10 protein-coding genes and 2 rRNA genes are annotated in these 19171 nt (G+C 38.7%); 7 read left to right on the top strand and 5 right to left on the bottom strand.

All coding sequences use genetic code 11. The features are described 5' to 3' along the window. Positions 1-187: 187 nt before the first annotated feature. Both C8N28_RS09620 and rrf read left to right on the top strand, forming a co-directional pair. Positions 188-3087: ribosomal RNA gene (locus C8N28_RS09620) — 23S ribosomal RNA — on the top strand. Positions 3088-3184: 97 nt separating this feature from the next. After that, positions 3185-3296, top strand: a 5S ribosomal RNA gene (rrf, locus tag C8N28_RS09625). A gap of 92 nt (positions 3297-3388) precedes the next feature. Here rrf and C8N28_RS09630 read toward each other — a convergent pair. After that, positions 3389-4261, bottom strand: coding sequence for an AraC family transcriptional regulator (locus C8N28_RS09630; RefSeq protein WP_132224259.1), 873 nt, complete (start codon positions 4259-4261; stop codon positions 3389-3391). A gap of 259 nt (positions 4262-4520) precedes the next feature. On the opposite strand from C8N28_RS09630, the gene C8N28_RS09635 reads away from it, so the two are divergent. Genes C8N28_RS09635 through C8N28_RS09645 form a run of 3 tightly spaced genes read left to right on the top strand, consistent with a single transcriptional unit; the run spans position 4521 to position 8715 of the window. Continuing rightward, positions 4521-6344 carry a sodium:solute symporter family protein gene (locus C8N28_RS09635; protein WP_132224261.1) on the top strand — a complete coding sequence of 608 codons (1824 nt, stop codon included), beginning with the start codon at positions 4521-4523 and terminating at the stop codon, positions 6342-6344. 24 nt (positions 6345-6368) lie between these two features. After that, on the top strand, positions 6369-7547 hold the full coding sequence (locus tag C8N28_RS09640) for a glycoside hydrolase family 130 protein (RefSeq protein WP_132224262.1): 1179 nt from the start codon (positions 6369-6371) through the stop codon (positions 7545-7547). Further along, positions 7540-8715 (top strand): AGE family epimerase/isomerase, encoded by a 1176-nt coding sequence (locus C8N28_RS09645; RefSeq protein ID WP_132224264.1) that lies wholly within the window; start codon positions 7540-7542, stop codon positions 8713-8715. The genes C8N28_RS09640 and C8N28_RS09645 overlap by 8 nt, the downstream gene beginning before the upstream one ends. Before the next feature lie 142 nt (positions 8716-8857). Here C8N28_RS09645 and C8N28_RS09650 read toward each other — a convergent pair whose 3' ends face one another. Genes C8N28_RS09650 through C8N28_RS09660 form a run of 3 tightly spaced genes read right to left on the bottom strand, consistent with a single transcriptional unit; the run spans position 8858 to position 14650 of the window. Continuing rightward, positions 8858-9694: a hypothetical protein gene (locus C8N28_RS09650; protein ID WP_132224266.1), complete on the bottom strand. Its 837-nt coding sequence runs from the start codon at positions 9692-9694 to the stop codon at positions 8858-8860. A gap of 17 nt (positions 9695-9711) precedes the next feature. Then, positions 9712-11409, bottom strand: a complete 1698-nt coding sequence (locus tag C8N28_RS09655; protein ID WP_132224268.1) for a RagB/SusD family nutrient uptake outer membrane protein — start codon at positions 11407-11409, stop codon at positions 9712-9714. Between the two features lie 10 nt (positions 11410-11419). Further along, positions 11420-14650 (bottom strand): SusC/RagA family TonB-linked outer membrane protein, encoded by a 3231-nt coding sequence (locus tag C8N28_RS09660; protein ID WP_132224270.1) that lies wholly within the window; start codon positions 14648-14650, stop codon positions 11420-11422. Positions 14651-15055: 405 nt separating this feature from the next. Here C8N28_RS09660 and C8N28_RS09665 point away from each other — a divergent pair, with 405 nt between their 5' ends. Further along, a complete protein-coding gene (locus C8N28_RS09665) occupies positions 15056-16309 on the top strand; it encodes a serpin family protein (RefSeq protein WP_132224272.1) in 1254 nt (417 codons plus the stop codon). Here the strand turns inward: C8N28_RS09665 and C8N28_RS09670 are convergent. Then, entirely contained in the window at positions 16287-18515 is a 2229-nt protein-coding gene (locus tag C8N28_RS09670; RefSeq protein ID WP_132224274.1) for a helix-turn-helix domain-containing protein, read from the bottom strand. The genes C8N28_RS09665 and C8N28_RS09670 overlap by 23 nt on opposite strands. Positions 18516-18668: 153 nt before the next feature. Here C8N28_RS09670 and C8N28_RS09675 point away from each other — a divergent pair, with 153 nt between their 5' ends. Further along, positions 18669-19169 carry a cupin domain-containing protein gene (locus C8N28_RS09675; RefSeq protein ID WP_132224276.1) on the top strand — a complete coding sequence of 167 codons (501 nt, stop codon included), beginning with the start codon at positions 18669-18671 and terminating at the stop codon, positions 19167-19169. The last annotated feature ends 2 nt before the right edge of the window (positions 19170-19171 follow it).

Consider the following 19171-nt stretch of genomic DNA (forward strand, 5'->3'; position numbering starts at 1 on the left):
GGTACGGGCTAAACACTTGGACTGATGCGTATAATCCCATCCGGAACGTTCTTTGACATATTGGAAGAAAAAAATTTAAGAGAAGACAACAGTAGAGACGCTGTTGTTGAGAGGGGCAGTAATGCCAGGATCAACAACGGCTGATAATAAAAAGCATCCGCATATACTAGCAAAAGGGTATGCGGAGAAGAAAGTAAATAAGGGCACACGGTGGATGCCTAGGCTCTCAGAGGCGATGAAGGACGTGATAAGCTGCGATAAGCCACGGGGATCAGCACATATGATTTGATCCGTGGATTTCCGAATGGGGCAACCCGGCATGTTGAAGACATGTCACATATAATGAGCAAACCCGCTGAACTGAAACATCTAAGTAAGCGGAGGAGAAGAAAATAATAATGATTTCCTAAGTAGTGGCGAGCGAACGGGAAAGAGCCCAAACCGATCTTGTTACGGCAAGGTCGGGGTTGTAGGACTGCGATGTGATTACAGCATAGTGAAGTAGAATCCCGGTGGAAAACGGGGGCCATAGCGTGTGATAGCCACGTATACGTAAGCGAAGCTGGTCTAGCAGTATCCTGAGTACCGCGGGGTCGGAGACGCCCTGTGGGAATCTGCCAGCACCATCTGGTAAGGCTAAATACTCCTGAGAGACCGATAGTGAACTAGTACCGTGAGGGAAAGGTGAAAAGAACCCCGAACAGGGGAGTGAAATAGAACCTGAAACCGTGTGCTTACAAGCGGTCGGAGCGGACTTGTTCCGTGACGGCGTGCCTTTTGCATAATGAGCCTACGAGTTACTCTTCCCTGGCAAGGTTAAGTGGTTCAGCCACGGATCCGCAGCGAAAGCGAGTCTGAATAGGGCGCATAGTCAGGGGAGGTAGACGCGAAACCTTGTGATCTACCCATGGACAGGTTGAAGGTGCGGTAACACGTACTGGAGGACCGAACCGATAAACGTTGAAAAGTTTCCGGATGATCTGTGGGTAGGGGTGAAAGGCTAATCAAACTGGGAAATAGCTCGTACTCCCCGAAATGTTTTTAGGAACAGCGTCGGTGTAGAGTTTCATAGAGGTAGAGCTACTGATTGGGTGCGGGGGAGTCACATCCTACCAAATCCAGACAAACTCCGAATGCTATGAAATATAACCGGCAGTGAGGCTCTGGGTGCTAAGGTCCAGGGCCGAGAGGGAAAGAACCCAGACCATCAGCTAAGGTCCCCAAGTATACGCTAAGTTGAACTAACGAGGTCCGATTGCACAGACAGCTAGGATGTTGGCTTGGAAGCAGCCATTCATTTAAAGAGTGCGTAACAGCTCACTAGTCGAGCGATCGGGCATGGATAATAAACGGGCATTAAGTGTATCACCGAAGCTATGGATTTGTACATTAAGTTGTACAAGTGGTAGGGGAGCATTCCAGCGGAGCTGAAGGTATGACGTAAGTTGTGCTGGATCTTCTGGAAAAGCAAATGTAGGCATAAGTAACGATAAGGCAGGCGAGAAACCTGCCCACCGAAAGAACAAGGTTTCCTGATCAACGCTAATCGGATCAGGGTTAGTCGGGTCCTAAGGTGTACCCGAATGGGGAATCCGATGGACAACTGGTTAATATTCCAGTACTTTTTATAACTGCGATGTGGTGACGGAGTAGTGACACTGCCGCGAACTGACGGAATAGTTCGTTGAAGGGTGTAGGTATAGGAATGGTAGGCAAATCCGCCGTTCCTGCTGAAGCCCGACAGTACAGCAAGCCTTCGGGTGCGCTGATAGTGCAGGTAATCAGACTTCCAAGAAAACCCGCTAAGCTTCAGGTTATAAAAACCCGTACCGCAAACCGACACAGGTGTTCGAGGAGAGAATCCTAAGGTGCTCGAGTGAATCATGGCTAAGGAACTCGGCAAAATGGCCCTGTAACTTCGGGAGAAGGGGCGCTTCCTCATGCAGCAATGTGTGAGAAGCCGCAGTGAAACGGCCCAGGCGACTGTTTAACAAAAACATATGGCTTTGCCAAATCGAAAGATGATGTATAAGGCCTGACACCTGCCCGGTGCTGGAAGGTTAAGAGGGGATGTTAGTCGTAAGGCGAAGCATTGAATCGAAGCCCCAGTAAACGGCGGCCGTAACTATAACGGTCCTAAGGTAGCGAAATTCCTTGTCGGGTAAGTTCCGACCTGCACGAATGGTGTAACGATCTGGGCGCTGTCTCAGCCATGAGCTCGGTGAAATTGTGGTATCGGTGAAGACGCCGATTACCCGCAACGGGACGGAAAGACCCCATGAACCTTCACTATAGCTTAACATTGGAATTGGGTACAGGATGTGTAGGATAGGTGGGAGATTGTGAAGCGGCCTCGCTAGGGGTCGTGGAATCAACCTTGAAATACCACCCTTTCTGTACTCGGTTTCTAACTCCGCAAAGCGGAGGACATTGTTTGGTGGGTAGTTTGACTGGGGTGGTCGCCTCCAAAAAGGTAACGGAGGCTTTCAAAGGTAAGCTCAGTACGCTTGGTAACCGTACGTGGAGTGCAATAGCATAAGCTTGCTTGACTGTGAGACCGACAAGTCGATCAGGGTCGAAAGACGGATATAGTGATCCGGTGGTTCTGCATGGAAGGGCCATCGCTCAAAGGATAAAAGGTACTCTGGGGATAACAGGCTGATCTCCCCCAAGAGCTCATATCGACGGGGAGGTTTGGCACCTCGATGTCGGCTCGTCACATCCTGGGGCTGGAGAAGGTCCCAAGGGTTGGGCTGTTCGCCCATTAAAGTGGCACGCGAGCTGGGTTCAGAACGTCGCGAGACAGTTCGGTCCCTATCTGTTGTGGGCGTTGGAAGTTTGAGTGGGGCTGACCTTAGTACGAGAGGACCGGGTTGGACTAACCTCTGGTGAATCTGTTATGGCGCCAGCTGTACTGCAGAGTAGCTACGTTGGGAATAGATAAGCGCTGAAAGCATCTAAGCGCGAAACTAGCCACGAGATGAGACTTCCATTGAGGGTCGTTGTAGACTACGACGTTGATAGGCTGTAGGTGTAAAGGTAGAAATACCAAAGCCGAGCAGTACTAATTGCCCGAAGCTTTCTCAAGCAGATAGAACTGTTGTCTTCCTCTTTCTTTTTTTCTTCCAGTACATGTCATTGTTTAGCTGACTCTATTAATGATCAGAGAAACATAATAAAATATTTAGGTGCCTATATCGGCGGTGACCACCTCTTCCCATACCGAACAGAGAAGTTAAGCCCGCCAGAGCCGATGGTACTGCCGTAACAGGTGGGAGAGTAGGTCGGCGCCCAATCTTACAGGAACCCTGTCTCATCGCGAGACAGGGTTTTTTGCGTTCTTAACCTTTTTTTGGTGAGATACCTTTATACAAAAGAATCAAAGAAATTAAACGTATAGCCTTATTCCTGAAAAGTTTTCTCTAAACTCTTTGGGTGTACAACCTTTCTTCTTTTTGAAAACACGATTGAAGTATGAAATATTATTGAAGCCACAGGTATATGCTATCTCTGAAATGCTTTGAGTAGTATCAATGATTAGGCGACATACCTGTCCAATGCGGATTTCGTTTAAACAGTCAATAAAATTTTTTCCGGTACGTTTCTTTATAAATCGACTTAAAGATACTTCGTGCATATTTACCAACTTAGAAACATCATTAAGGTTGATATCATTTCTAAAGTTCTGGTTCATATAATCAAATACTTGTTTTATTCTTCGGCTGTTGGCATTGGGAGATGTTTCTTGAAATCCTTCATTACATAAAGTCTTATATGGTGAAAGAGATAGTTGATGGAAGATTTGCATGAAATTTAATACAGAATTAAAGCCTTGGCTGTCCTTTAAAATAAGTATCCTGTCTTTAATAGCAGATATGGTTTCCGCAGGGAAAAGAATTCCTTTTTTAGAATCCTCAAAAAGCTTTTTTAAATAGCTTGATTGATTTTTATTGAGAAATTGAGCATTTAGTATTTCATTATTGAATTGAATAGTAACTTCCTGAATCATTTCACTCTTACACTCATGAGTAAACCAGCCATGGTATAAGTTTGTACCAACAAAGACTAACTCCAAGTCATCTATTGTCTCAACATGATCTCCAATAATCCTCCTGGCACCTTTAGCATTTAATATTAAATTTAATTCGTATTCTTCATGGAAATGTAGAGGGAAATCGAATTCCTTTTTCTTCCGTGAGAATAGAGTAAAGAAATCGCTATCAGTTAGGGGAGTAATTTCTCTAACGATTTTTTGATTCATTTCATAAAGGTATTGGTTAAGTGAATTTAACTAATTATTTTGATTTGGTTAAGTATATGCTAAAATAGTATTATACAATTTGTCTTAAGGAACCTAAGTTTGTTTAGCCCAGTTATAAATTAAATGCAGAACTTACAATATTTGATTGTCAGTTTTTCTAGTTGTGCTGTTAAGGTAAAGCTTAATGGGGTTTATTACTCAGGTTGCAGTAAAGAAAAAATAGAAGAGCTATATTATGGATTCTAAATTATATTAAAATATGATGCTTTCAACTATTGATATTATTGTGATTCTAGTCTATTTAATAATGATGATCCTTTTGGGTTTCATTTTAAAGAAGCGGGCTCAGCGGAACAAAGAATCTTATCTTTTGGGGGGTAAAAAACTTCCTTGGTATATGCTGGGAGTATCGAATGCTTCTGATATGTTTGACATTTCTGGTACCATGTGGATGGTCACACTTGCTTTTGTTTATGGCCTAAAAAGCATTTGGATCCCATGGTTATGGCCTGTCTTTAATCAAATATTTATGATGATGTACTTGTCCATTTGGTTAAGAAGATCAAATGCTACGACAGGTGCAGAATGGCTCAGTACCCGTTTTGGTTTGATAGGTAAAGGGGTACGATCGTCACATGCTATTGTTGTGCTATTTGCTTTAATCAGTTGTCTTGGTTTCCTTGCTTATGGTTTTATTGGTCTAGGTAAGTTTGTTGAGATCTTTGTGCCTTGGGAAAGCATTAAGGCATATATCCCATTTTCTGTAACTCCTTCATTTGTTCCTCATTTTTATGGAATTATATTTTCTGTAATAACCATGATGTATGCAATTATGGGAGGAATGACAAGTATAGTAATTGGAGATGTAGTTAAATATGTTATTATGTCTATTGCTGCTATTGTCATTGCGGTTATAGCTGCAGACCGATTAGTTGGGCAAGAATTGGATGTACCTGAAGGCTGGTTGAATCCTTTTTTCGGTTGGAAATTAAACTTGGATTGGACAAACCATATTGCGGAAGTGAATCAGAAGATAAAGGATGATGGCTTTTCTTTATTTGGTATTTTCTTTATGATGATGCTCTTTAAGGGCATTTTTGCATCACTAGCAGGTCCGGCACCTAATTATGATATGCAAAAAATACTTTCTACCAAATCCCCAAAAGATGCGGCAAAAATGAGTGGTTTAGTATCGGTGATTTTGTTGCCAATTCGTTATTCAATGATTATGGGCTTCGCAGTTTTGGGAATTATGTATTACGACCAGCTCGATCTATCATCAGCCACAGGAGTTGATTTTGAGAAAATATTACCCGCAGCAATTGTGCAATTTGTTCCAGTTGGATTAACCGGATTACTATTGGCGGGGTTATTAGCGGCTTTTATGGGAACTTTTGCTGGGACTTTAAATGCGGCTCAAGCATATATTGTAAATGATATTTATCTTAAATATTTTAAGCCTGAAGCATCTAACATTTTGATTAGGAATATGAATTACTTTTCAGGAATTGTAGTTGCTTTATTAGGAGTAGTTCTCGGGCTTTATGTGAAAGATGTAAATTCTATTTTACAATGGATTGTATCTGCTTTATACGGAGGTTATATTGCGGCAAATGTACTTAAATGGCATTGGTGGCGCTTTAATGCAAATGGTTTCTTTTGGGGTATGGTGGCTGGTATCGTTCCTGCATTAATATTTCCTTTAATTTTTGATACGCTCGATCTGTATTATTTTCCGCTGTTATTTTTTATATCGTTTTTAGGTTGCATCATTGGAACTTACGCTGCCCCTCCTAGTGATGTAGAAGTGCTAAAAAGCTTTTATAGGACTGTAAAACCATGGGGTCTATGGCAACCTATTCGTGAAATAATAGAAGAGGAAGATAGCATACAGATACATAACAAGAGTTTTGGAAGAGATATGTTCAATGTCGTATTGGGTATTATTGGCCAACTGTGTCTGACTCTATTGCCGATGTATTTGATCTTAAAAGCTCAGATGCCTCTATACCTTACTGTTTTGATATTAATTCTAATCATTTCTATTCTTAAAAAGACTTGGTGGGATAAACTAGAAAATTAAATACTTTTTTACTCTTAATTAAATATGATTAAAGTGTTTGAACGAAGAAAAGAAGCAATAATAAAAGAATATAATGCTTTGATAGAAATGGAAAACCATCCGGTTTTACCTGGAAATGGTGTATATATTAGATTTGTAAATCCTGTTTTAACAGCAAAGCATGTTCCATTAGAATGGCGTTATGACTTTTATGAAAAGTCTAATCCTTTTTTTATGGAGCGCATCAGTGTTAATGCAACTTTTAATGCTGGAGCCATTAAATGGAAGAATAAATACGTACTAATGGTGCGAGTGGAAGGGGTTGATCGTAAATCTTTTTTTGCACTTGCGGAGAGTGAGAATGGTATTGATAATTTCAGATTTCGTAAAGAACCTGTTTCTCTGCCTCAGCTAAGTGATCCTGATGTAAATGTATATGATATCCGGCTTACTGCACATGAGGATGGATGGATATATGGAGTGTTTTGTACAGAAAGAAGAGATGAGTCTGCACCAATTGGAAATCAATCAGCAGCAATTGCTCAATGTGGTATTATTCGTTCTAAAGATTTGGAGGTATGGGAGCGATTACCGGATTTAATTACCAATTCTCCACAGCAGCGAAACGTTGTTTTACATCCCGAATTTGTAAATGGAATGTATGGTTTCTATACCCGTCCTCAAGATAATTTTATTGAGGCAGGAAAAGGTGGAGGAATTGCTTTTGGTTTAACAAAAGATATAATGAATGCGGTTATAATTGATGAGAAGATTATTCATGCAAAGAAGTACCATACGGTTTACGAAGCAAAGAATGGACAAGGTCCGACTCCATTAAAAACTCAGGAAGGTTGGTTGCATTTAGCTCATGGTGTGCGAAATACTGCTGCAGGGTTGCGTTATGTATTGTATTTATTTATGACAAGCCTGGAAGATTTAACAAAGGTTATTTATCAACCTGCTGGATACTTTTTAGCGCCTGCAGGTGACGAATTTGTAGGTGATGTTGGGAATGTTGTTTTTACAAATGGTTGGATTAAGGACGAAGAAGGAAGTGTATTTATTTATTATGCCTCATCAGATACCAGAATGCATGTTGCTCTTACTTCTGTAGATCAATTGCTCGATTATGTTAAAAACACACCTTCAGACGGTTATTATTCGGCTCTTTCTGTTGAGAGAATCAAGGATCTTATCGCCAAGAATATAGATTACTATGAATGAAGAAGTACTGAGCAAAGAGTTAAATAATATTCTGGATTATTGGTCAAATATTGTTTATGATAAACAAAGAAAATTGTTTTTTGGGCGTATTGATAATTCAGGGAATGCTTATCCGGAAGCTCCTTTAGGAGCAGTATTATATGCTCGAATTCTATGGTCCTTTTCTGCGGGATACGCTTATACCAAAAAACCAATATATAAGGAGCGTGCTCTCCAGGCCTATAAAGTAATAGAAGATGGTTTTTTTGATAAAGAAGCAGGAGGTATCTATTGGTCTATTCTGCCTAATGGTGAACCCTTACAAACAAGAAAACAAATTTATGCGCAAGCTTTTGTAATTTATGCATTGGCGGAATTATATAAAATTGAACCAAGGCAAAAGGTAATTAATGAAGCTTTTGCCTTGGTTGATTTAATAGAAGAGTATAGTTATGACATAGAGGAAGGTGGATATTTAGAAGCATTGAGTCAAAATTGGCAGCCAATAAAAGATATGCGTTTAAGCGATAAAGATATAAATGCTATAAAAACTATGAACACACATCTTCATATATTAGAGGCCTACACTAATTTATATGCAATAAAAAAAGATAAAAAGGTAGGAGGCTGTATTAAGAAGTTATTGGATATTTTTACAACGAAGATAATTTGTTCAGAGAGTAAACATCTACAGTTGTTTTTTACTAAAAATTGGAAATCACTTTCTTCCATTCAATCTTATGGTCATGATATAGAAGCCTCCTGGCTATTAATGAAAGCTGCTGAATTGGTGTATGGAAAAGGTATACCACAACACCTTATTGAAGCGTGCAATGCCTTAGCTTTAATAACAGTTCATGGGCTATTGTCTGATGGGAGTTTAGCGAATGAAAAGGAAAATGATAAGATTAATAAAGAGCGTCATTGTTGGGTTCAGGCTGAAGCTATGGTTGGGTTTCATTATATGGGTTTACGCACAAAAAATCGACAATATTTTCAATTCGCTGATCGTATATGGAATTACGTAAATAAGGAAATAAGAGATCCTGATAAAGGAGAGTGGTTTTGGGGAAGAGATGAAAATGGTAACCTTCTTCAGAATGAAGACAAAGTAGGAATGTGGAAATGCCCTTATCATAATAGTAGAGCCTGTTTAGAGATATTACAAAATCAAATTAAAGTCAACTAACTATAAGTAATAAAAACAGAAACCTGCAATCTATAGGATTGCAGGTTTTCTGTTTTTATTGAGATTAATCAATTTATAAGAGTTTTCAAATAAGAGGTATATTAATTTGTTGCTAATACAGCCTCTTATTTAGCATGGAGCTTTAATCGGCGGCTTTAAACACCCAGAACCATGCTGTTCCCCAAGCCGATGCACCCGGCTCAGGATGGCTTAATACCATATGTTCATCGTCTAATGCCAGAATATCATACTCATAAACCTTGGCACCTCCTTCGTTTGGTGATATACCATTCAAGACAGTAGTTCCCTTTAAAGTTAGTTTTCCTTTTGCCCATACTGCTCCACTTTCATCCATGGTTTTGTTATTCATATTAAATGAAAATGTACCGGTTTCTGTTGTTCCATCAGACTTTACTTTGGCGAATTTTGCTCCTCTCAATGAGAAAACCATCTTCGCTCCTGCACCTTCTTTTGCAGATTGACCATTGATATCTGCTATCTGTAGCGTCCACCATGCAGGTGCCATATTTCCTAAATAACCTCCATTCCCCCAGACGGATGGTGCTGTATCATCCCATTCCCATTCTTTCTCAGAACCGGCGGTTAAAAAGCCCCATTCTGGTGGTACAGGGAAATACATATCCTCAACATTCACAGTTAAGGTTTTACTAATCTCAGATCCATCAGGGTTTCTACCAGTGAAGATAATTTCACTTTCTCCTTCAACAACCATAAGAACGGTATCTGTTTTTCTTTGAGTTTTACCTGTGCCGAAATCCCAGGAAGATAGAACCGGGCTTGAATTATTCAGGATTATTTTATTAGTGGCTTTTCCATCAACAATTACTGGGGTTGCTGTAATGTCAAGCTGTTCTGCGCTAATAAAACCTCCAATATCTAACCTGTCTTCAACTGCCTCACAACTCACTAGTGCGATAGTTGAAAGCAGGATCATTATATATGCAGTAATTCGTTTCATAATATCTAATTTAATATTTACCATCCTGTGAATTCAGCGGCTGGAGTTCCCCATCCCGCATTTTGAACCAATACGCCTTCAGATAAAAGAATCTGGGATTCAGGAATAGGCCAAAACCCTCCTGTAGCTTCGTATCTGGCCTTGTAACCTCCACCAAAACCCTTCATTTGAGTATCTATCCCTTTGTTTTTAATGGCAACACCTTCTTGTGCCGCCAAAGCATTGGCCGCATCACCCCAGCGCATTAAATCAAAATAACGTAGTCCTTCAAACGCTAATTCCCAACGACGCTCTCTTTTTAAAGCTGTCAATGAGTAAGGTACAGGTGGAAGATCCACACGTCCACGCACTTTGTTCAAGCCACTAGGATCTTCTTTCAATTCCGATTGCATTAATAATACATCTGAAAAGCGGATTAATACTAAGTCTTGAGTATGGGCAAGCTGCATATCAGCAGGAGCTGCATCTTTCAAAATAGCATAAGATGGAACTAAAGTCCCTGCATCATTGTAAGCTGTAATAGGGATGTACTTTTTTTGCCAGAAACCTGTTTCTTCCATTTGGGAATCAGCACCATAGATGTAGTTTTCTACATCGGTTTCAGCATTCATAATAGATCCTGTGCGTCTGATATCATTGGGCTCACGTTGTTTCCATTCATTCCATAATTCACTATTCACCGGACCAGCTCCCCAGCCTTGACCAAATGGGAAAGTATCAGCTAAGCCATTATTTGATCTCAAACCAAAATGTAGGTCGTATTGATTGGCATATCCCAATTGGAAGTTAGCACCCCAGTCTACAGAAGTACCAAATTTTACAGCAAATACCGTTTCTTTATTACCATCTCCAACCCATTGCAATCCATTATCTTGAACATATTCATAATCTTTTGCCGTAAATTCATTGGTGTACGGCCAAAGGTTGCGGAAGTCATCAACCAAACCATGTCCGCTGTTATTTATACAGTCATCTATCCAGGTAATTACCTGAGTTTTAGTTATAGAACCGCCATCGTTTGCTACGGGCAATTCTGTTTTATTATAATAGCCTGTATAGAATAAAAATACTCGGGCCATCAATGCCTGAGCAGCCCATTTAGTAGCATGACCAGATGCTATGCTGGTATATGGAGTAGAAGGCATGAGTGTAATTGCCTGGTTTAGGTCATATGCAATCTGTGCATAGGTTTCCTCTGCAGGAGACTTAGGTAAGTTTGCTGCTGTTGTTGAAATAACTAGAGGAACTTCACCAAACATCTCTGAAAGTTCAAAATAAAATAAGGCCCTTAAGAAATAAGCTTCTCCTAATAACTGGTTTTTTTGAGCATCACTCTCCCAACCGGTTACTTTATCTAAGTTTTCAAGTGCCGTGTTTGCTCTATATATTCCCTGATAGCGGGCTGTCCAGAATGACTCAAAACGACTGCTTTTTGTGTTCATGAGATGATCCAATCCTTGCATATCCTTGTCATTTTCTCCACCGCCACCAAAGCGATCGTCTGAAGCAAGTTCAGCCATATAGAAACTAGTATTCTGAGAGTTCGAAATGGCAGCACTTAAAGTAGAATAAATTCCGATGATAGTCTGATTTGCATCAGCCACAGTTGTAGGAAAATTTCCCGTGTTTTTCTTGGTATAGTTTTCTGAGTCCAGGTTTTTTTCGCAAGCAGAAAAAAAGATGACCAGCGCTACTAAACTTATAATTTTTTTCATTGTCTTCGTATTAGAATGTAAGATTTAAACCAATCAGATAAGTTCTTGGGGTAGGATAGAATCCTAAATCGATTCCTGAAACCCAAGACTGATCATTACCATACCCAATTTCTGGATCCATACCAGAATATCCAGTTATGGTAAACAAGTTTTGACCTGTAACATATATCCTTGCCTGTCCAAAAGGCATTTTCGGTAACCAGGACTTCAAGTCATATCCCAATGTGATATTCTGAAGTTTTACATAATCGCCATTTTCAATATAGATATCTGAGATATATTGACTATTGGTATGGCTTCCCATAGTTAAGCGTGGGAAGCGATTAGAGGTTCCCTCACCATGCCATCTCTCAAACACATCAGTTGTGTAATTCTGAAGAGGACTATCTGCAAAAGAACGATATGATTTTGCGATCTGTTGTCCAAATGCACCTGTTGCAGTGATCGAAAGATCCAATCCTTTGTACCCGAAGTTAAGGTTTAATCCACCAGTAATATCAGGGTGAGGATTGCCAATCATGGTCTTATCATCATTCGAAATAGCACCATCACCGTTTCGGTCAACAAAAATAACATCTCCAGGTTGAGCACTTGCTAATACACCTAGTCCTCTATTTCTATAATCGACAATCTCTTCTTCAGTCTGGAAAATGCCCGCTGTTTCGTACCCATAGAAATAGCCAATAGGGTAACCTACTTGTGCACGGTACATTTCAGTAGTTCCTTGACTAAGCACATTTTCAGGACCATGAATAATTCCTTCTGCATTTGCAATCCGGGTTACTTTATTTTTGTTATATGCACCATTTAAGCTAATTCCATATCGAAAATCGTTTCGAGTTTCGTTCCAGGTCAAACCAACTTCAAAGCCTGTGTTTTCAATATCACCGCCATTGATGAATGGAGCAGCTGTCCCATAAGATGCCAATACAGGAGCCTGTACTAACCAGTCTTTTGTTGTTTTTTTATACCAATCTAGCGTAACTCCTAAACGATTCATTGCAAACCTTGAATCCAAACCTATATTCAACTGCTCAGAAGTTTCCCAGGTAATATCTGGATTTGGCAAAATGTCTGCATAAGCACCCGTTAATAAACTATTTTTATTGTTTCCGAAATAATAGCCATTTCCTGTATCAAAAGAAATAGTAGCTAAATATTGGAAAGGGTCTATACTTGCGTTACCATTCTGTCCCCAGCTGGCTCTTAATTTTAGGAAGTCCATCCAATTGCTCGAACCCTCCATAAAGGATTCATTGGTTACTACCCAGCCTATAGCAGCTGAAGGGAAATAACCCCAACGGTTTCCTTTTGCGAAATTAGAAGATCCATCTGCCCGCATAATTAAGGTAGCCATATAGGTCTCATTATAATTATAATTTAACCTGCCAAAGTAGGAAGAAAGACCTCCTTCTCCCCATGGAGCTCCACCTATAATTGTATTGGTACCAGAAATAGTTGGTGTGTTAGTTATCCATGCATTTTTCCAAGAACCTGGAAATAGAGAACCTGAATTAGTTACATTTAAATCTCCACCCATACCCCATGTTTCCATAGACACCCCAGCTAATGCGTCAAAATTGTGTAAATCATTAATAGACCACAAATAAGACAAAGTATTTTCAAAGGTGTAACTGTAACCGCTTCCTTGATTTTGAGTAACGTCATCTTCAGCATTAGAAGAGGTTGTTGATAAAGCAAAGGTTGGCGTGTATTGTCTATATGATGATGCACCCATTTTATATCCAAAACTACTGCGGAACCTTAAATCTTTAATTGGTTGAACTTCCAGATAAGCATTTGCAAGCAGCGAGTGATTCTTACTTAAGTTCTGACCACGGCTATAATCCATGCTTGCAACAGGGTTTGCTGTTGCTCCATCAAGTGCCCAGCCATCAGCCGTTTTACTTGCCAGGTCATAGTAACCACCATTCTCATTATATACCGGAAGAAGCGGGTTTCCTACCAACATATTATGAATATCATTCCAATACAAGTTACCTATCCCGATACCCGACTTCTCACTATAAGAATAAGTTAGGTTTTCACCGATTTTAATAATATCAAACTCATCATTCTTTAAAAGAATGTGGTCAGAGTTTATCCGGAAGTTATTTCTTGTAAACTTAGGCTCAACCGGTTTACCGAAGATTCCCTCCTGATCCGACAAAGAGTAACCCAGAGAGAATTTTGATTGCTCGTTTCCTCCGCTTAAATTAAAAGCGTGATTTTGTGTCAATGCATCATCATTATGAATCTCTTTCAGCCAGTTTGTACCATTCCAAGTACCCGCTTCAATCTGTTCATATTGCTTTGGAATTATACTTGCCCAGTCGTAAGGACTTTGCCCCTCATTGAAGCGGATCTCGTTCATGATGGTCATATATTCCTTTGCATTCAGTAAAGAAGGTATTTTATAAGCATTTTGAAATCCTGCGTAAGCATCATAAGAAAGAACTAACTTACCTGCTTTACCTTGTTTAGTAGTAACTAAAACAACTCCGTTAGCGGCTCTGGATCCATAAATAGCAGCGGATGCAGCATCCTTTAAGATATCCACCGATTCAATGTCAGAAGGGTTTAATGTGTTGATATCACCACCTGCAACTCCATCGATAACATATAAAGGGGAAGAATTCCCAATCGTTCCTAAACCACGGATTGTTACTTTAAAGCCTTCGCCTGGCATTCCTGAACTTTGGGTAATTTGTACTCCGGGTGATTGACTTTGTAGGGCACCAATTACACTTGATGTGCTGAGTCTTTGCAGATCTTCGCCTTTTACTTGTATCGTAGCACCTGTAGTCAGTTTTTTCTTCTGAGTACCATAACCTACAACCACAAGTTCCTCCAGAGTATTTATATCCTCAATTAGAGTGACATTTATTGAACGTTGTGTCCCAACAGAAATGCTCTGACTTTTATACCCAATATAAGAGAAAGTTAGGTTAACGTTGGCATTGTTAGTCGTTAAAGAGAATCGACCATTAGCGTCGGTACTCGTGCCATTCGTAGTGCCTGACTCAACAACATTTGCTCCTTGTAAAGGTTCGCCGTTTTCATCAGAAACGGTGCCTGTAATGATCTGTTGCACGATTTCTGATCGCACCCTTAGTTCAGTTGCTAGATTGCTAGCATACAAACCGGTTGAGAGAGACAAGAATATCAGCTGAATGCCGAAGCATTTCAGCGCTAATCTTAAGGTCTTCCCACCGAATTTTTTGTAGAGATTTGATTCCATTTAGATTTGATTAAGTGTGAAAATGAGTTTATTGGTAAACAAATCTACTGAGATAGTTGTATTTGGATTAGCATTTTTTTAACCATGTCTGATACTTTCTTGAACAAAAATCCAAAAGAATGAATTTTTTCTATACAAAATGATTTTGTCCTGATTGTTTACACAATCGATTGTGTTTAATCTAATCTCATCTTTTAATAGAAACCTGGAAAATTATTCTTCCCCATTGTTATCAAAACAAGTGCATAAAATTGCGACTCGTCTAATGAACTAATTGAATCGAATAGATAAATTAGTATTGGTTTTGGAGTTAAAATTTATCTATAAGTATATTGTATTATAAATACTCATTTAAGAATCTTTGGCATAGTCTTTTCTTAAATTCCTTTAAATAATTAATTTGATATGAATACTATTAGCGTTTTATACTTAAGTATTATTGGCTTATTGTTAATTTCCCCATTAGGCTGTAAGGATACAAACCTTAATTTAAATCATGAACAACAGACCTTAACATTAACACCAATAGAAGAAAGGAAAGTTAATCAGGATAATTCGTTCAGTATTGATCTTTTTCGAACAGCACTTGAGAGCGCAAGCCCGAATGATAATGTATTATTGTCTCCAATTAGTGCGAGTATCGCTTTAGCAATGCTTAATAATGGAGCTATTGGCCAAACAAAAGATTCAATAAATAAAGCATTGGTATTTGATGGGTTTACTGAAGAACAAATTAATGCTTACTATAAAAAGATCATACAAATACTTCCCAATCTTGATCCACAGACCAAATTAGAAATTGCTAATTCAATCTGGTATCATCAAGGCTTTGATGTATCATCATCATTCCTAAAAGCAAATGAAAACTTTTATCATGCAAAAATCGCAGCGCTCGATTTTGCTGCCCCAGATTCTCCTAATATAATTAACGATTGGGTAAGCGAAAGTACACAAGGTAAGATTCCTACAATTGTCGATCAAATATCTCCTGATATGGTTATGTATCTTATCAATGCCATTTATTTTAAAGGAAGTTGGCAAGAGAAATTTGATGCATCAAAAACAAGCGAAATGCCCTTCTTAAGAAATGACGGATCCGTATTGAATACTGATTTCATGAATATTAGCAAAGATTTCAATATCATTGATAATGATAAATTACAAGGTATTGAATTACCTTATGGAGACGGACAATTTAGTATGTTCGTATTGCTGCCTTCCAAAGAACAATCGGCTAATGATTTTGCAAAGGGATTAAAAGACAGCGATGAGCTGGGTGAGATCTACAGTGAGTTTGTTAAAGCAGAAACTAATCTATTCTTCCCTAAGTTCAAGTTTAACTATCAAAATAAACTGAATGATGAATTAAGCAAATTAGGAATGGGTATTGCATTTACAGAAAAAGCAGATTTTACCGGAATCTCAGAAAAGAGTTTACTGGTTGATGAGGTTAAACAAAAGGCTTTTATTGAAGTAAATGAAGAAGGTACGGAAGCTGCTGCAGTTACATCTGTCGGAGTAAGGGTCACTTCCATGCCTATGATACATACCCTAAAGTTTGACCGCCCTTTTGTGTTCTTTATTCGTGAGAATAATTGTGGTTTAATTCTGTTTACAGGTATAATTAATGATCCTTCTAAAGAGGAGAATGGGCACTAGATCGCACTTGCTGTGCAATTCTTATATCAGTATAGCTGTAATCTAACCCTAATTCATTCTTTATATCGGCGGTCTTGTGAGTAGGGTTTTTACTCATATAATCTAAGATTATTTCAAGCTTTTTGGCATCCATAAGCTGTTCTGCTTGAACTTCGGTTCCTATAAAGCTTGCTAAGTGATTAATTATAGTTCCTTCTGTAAATCCACGTATTTTCGCAATCTCCTCAATACTTTTGCCTTCCTGAAAGAATGTAAGACTAATGTTCTTTGTTTCTCCTTTGGTTGCTTTTGTAACCTTTTCAACTGATTGGTCGACCGTGATACCAATAGAATGAAACTCATTTGCCTGATTTAAAATAGTTGAGATGTCAGTGTCTTTAGCTAATGCTACACTGATTTCTTGGCACTTTTTTAACCGACTTAACTTTCTGTAATTGTCTACTAATAAAGCTTTCAGTGTTTCTATATATTTCTTTGTTCGCTTTTTAGCTGCCCATAGCTTAATGTGATTTTCTAAGGGGTTAATTGTTTGTGATTCCAGTTTATTAATAAACCAATCTGCAGCTTTTTGAGTACGATCCTCAATTTGATTAAAATCGATATTGGCAGAATCTGTAATTAATTTCCTCAGCTGGGTTTTGAATTTATCAGCAACTTCCTGGTGCATGTTAATTGCTATTAAGAGTACCTTTAGAAATTCTGATGCCGTATCCTTATCAGCTATATTACTAGTTTTTGAATTTTCAATAATTGCCTCTGTTCTTTCTACCAGTTCACTCCAATCAAATGTCTCTAACAATAAATTCATAAGATAAATCTGTTGAGATTCTCTGAGTACACTATCGAATTTGTTTTCTGGCAGTATGTTTTCCGAATAAGTTAATACATCCTTATTGGTAAAGATATTACTAGCATTGATCTGAGATTTTAATACTAATCCGTTCAAGCTTCTTATACGGCTCAGTGCTACATACACTTGTCCGGGAGCAAATGCAGCCCCCGCATCAATTATTGCACGATCAAAGGTTAAACCTTGACTTTTATGGATTGTAACAGCCCAAGCTAAGCGCAGTGGGAATTGGCTAAACGTACCTAAAGTCTCTTCTTTTATTTTATCTTCAGCTGTATCGTAATTATATTTAATGTTTTTCCATTCTTCCTTACTAACTTCCACATCCTGGCTTCCGTCGGTAAAGTTGACATGAATTATCTTTTTATCAGAGCTTATCGCCTTTATATATCCAATCTTTCCATTGTAAAATCGGCGATCTAAACCCTTGTCATTTTTTATAAACATTACCTGTGCTCCCTTTTTCAACTGCAGGATGTTTTCGGTTGGGTAGGCTGATTCTGAGTAATCTCCTTTAACCAAAGCCTCTACAGCAATTGTACTTCCAGGTAACTCTTGAAGCTTTTTTCTATTTATCTGATCTGCCTGCGCATTATGTGAGCATAATGTAATGTAGGATTCTTGCTCGGTATATTTGAAATCGGGTTGATAGTGACTGTTTAAAAGCGACATCTGCTCATGAGAGCAGCAATTATTTCTAATGCTATTTAATAGGTTAATGAAATTATCATCGCTTTGACGATAGATCTTTTTAAGTTCAATTTGAATAAGTTGAAGCTCAGTCATAACTACTGCATCAAAGAAAAAAGGACTTCGATAAATTTCTTGCATAAAGGTCCATTCCGAAGCTTTAACTACCGGTGGCAATTGATATAGGTCGCCAATAAATAAAACTTGCAAGCCTCCAAACGGGCGCATATCGCGTCTTACAGATTTTAATATATCATCTATAGCATCCAGCATATCCGCCCGAAGCATCGAAACTTCATCTATAATTAACAGATCCAGCTCTTGTATAAGGCTTCGCTTTTCTGCAGAAAACTTTAGTTTAGATAGTAAACGATGTCGGTTGTAAATATGATTATCGCTTTCATCCCACCGAAGGGCATAATCTTTTAAATAAGTTCCAAAGGGTAAGTGAAAAAGAGAATGAAGTGTTGTTCCGCCGGCATTAATTGCAGCCACACCGGTTGGTGCTGCAATCGCCATCTTTTTCGGACAGTTTTTTTGAATATATTTAAGAAAAGTTGTCTTTCCTGTTCCTGCTTTACCTGTTAAGAATATCGGTCGGTCGGTATGAATTACGAAGGATGCAGCTTTTAAAAAAGTTTCATTTGGCTCAATATCAATTCTCATGCGGAAATATCTCTTTGACTATAAAAAGCAGTCAAATAATCGGATTTGTTTTAAAAGTACGGTCTTTTTGCCATAAGAAAAAATAACTCATTATCTTAGCACAAAAAACTAGTAAAACCCCTAAAGCAAGGTGTAATCTATAAAAACAGCATAATGGTAAGTACCTCTAAAGAAGATTTGTTTAAAGATATTGAGAATATATTAGTCCATCAGGGCTTCGCGATTGTGCAAAGAGATGATACACGCCCTTGGGGTGGTTTTTTCGTAATTGAAGAAGAGCAAGCTCAGCAGTTTGCAGATACCTTCTTTGATGGTATTAACGTTAAAAGTCTAATGATTTCTGGTAAATTAAGCCCGAAAATATTAATTGTAGCACCTCATAAAAGACTATCTTGGCAATATCATAACCGTCGTGCAGAGATATGGCAGGTTTATCAGGGAGAGGTTGGCGTTATTTGCAGCGATACAGATATTGAAGGAGATATTGAAGAACTTACGCCAGGAGATTTAGTTAAATTAGAGCAGGGCGAACGCCATCGTTTGGTGGGTCTCAAAGATTGGAGTGTTTTGGCGGAGATATGGCAACATACTGATCCAAATAATCCATCAGATGAAGATGATATTGTAAGAGTTCAAGATGATTTTGGAAGATAAAT

It is taken from the genome of Albibacterium bauzanense, assembly GCF_004339765.1.
Taxonomy (GTDB): domain Bacteria; phylum Bacteroidota; class Bacteroidia; order Sphingobacteriales; family Sphingobacteriaceae; genus Albibacterium; species Albibacterium bauzanense.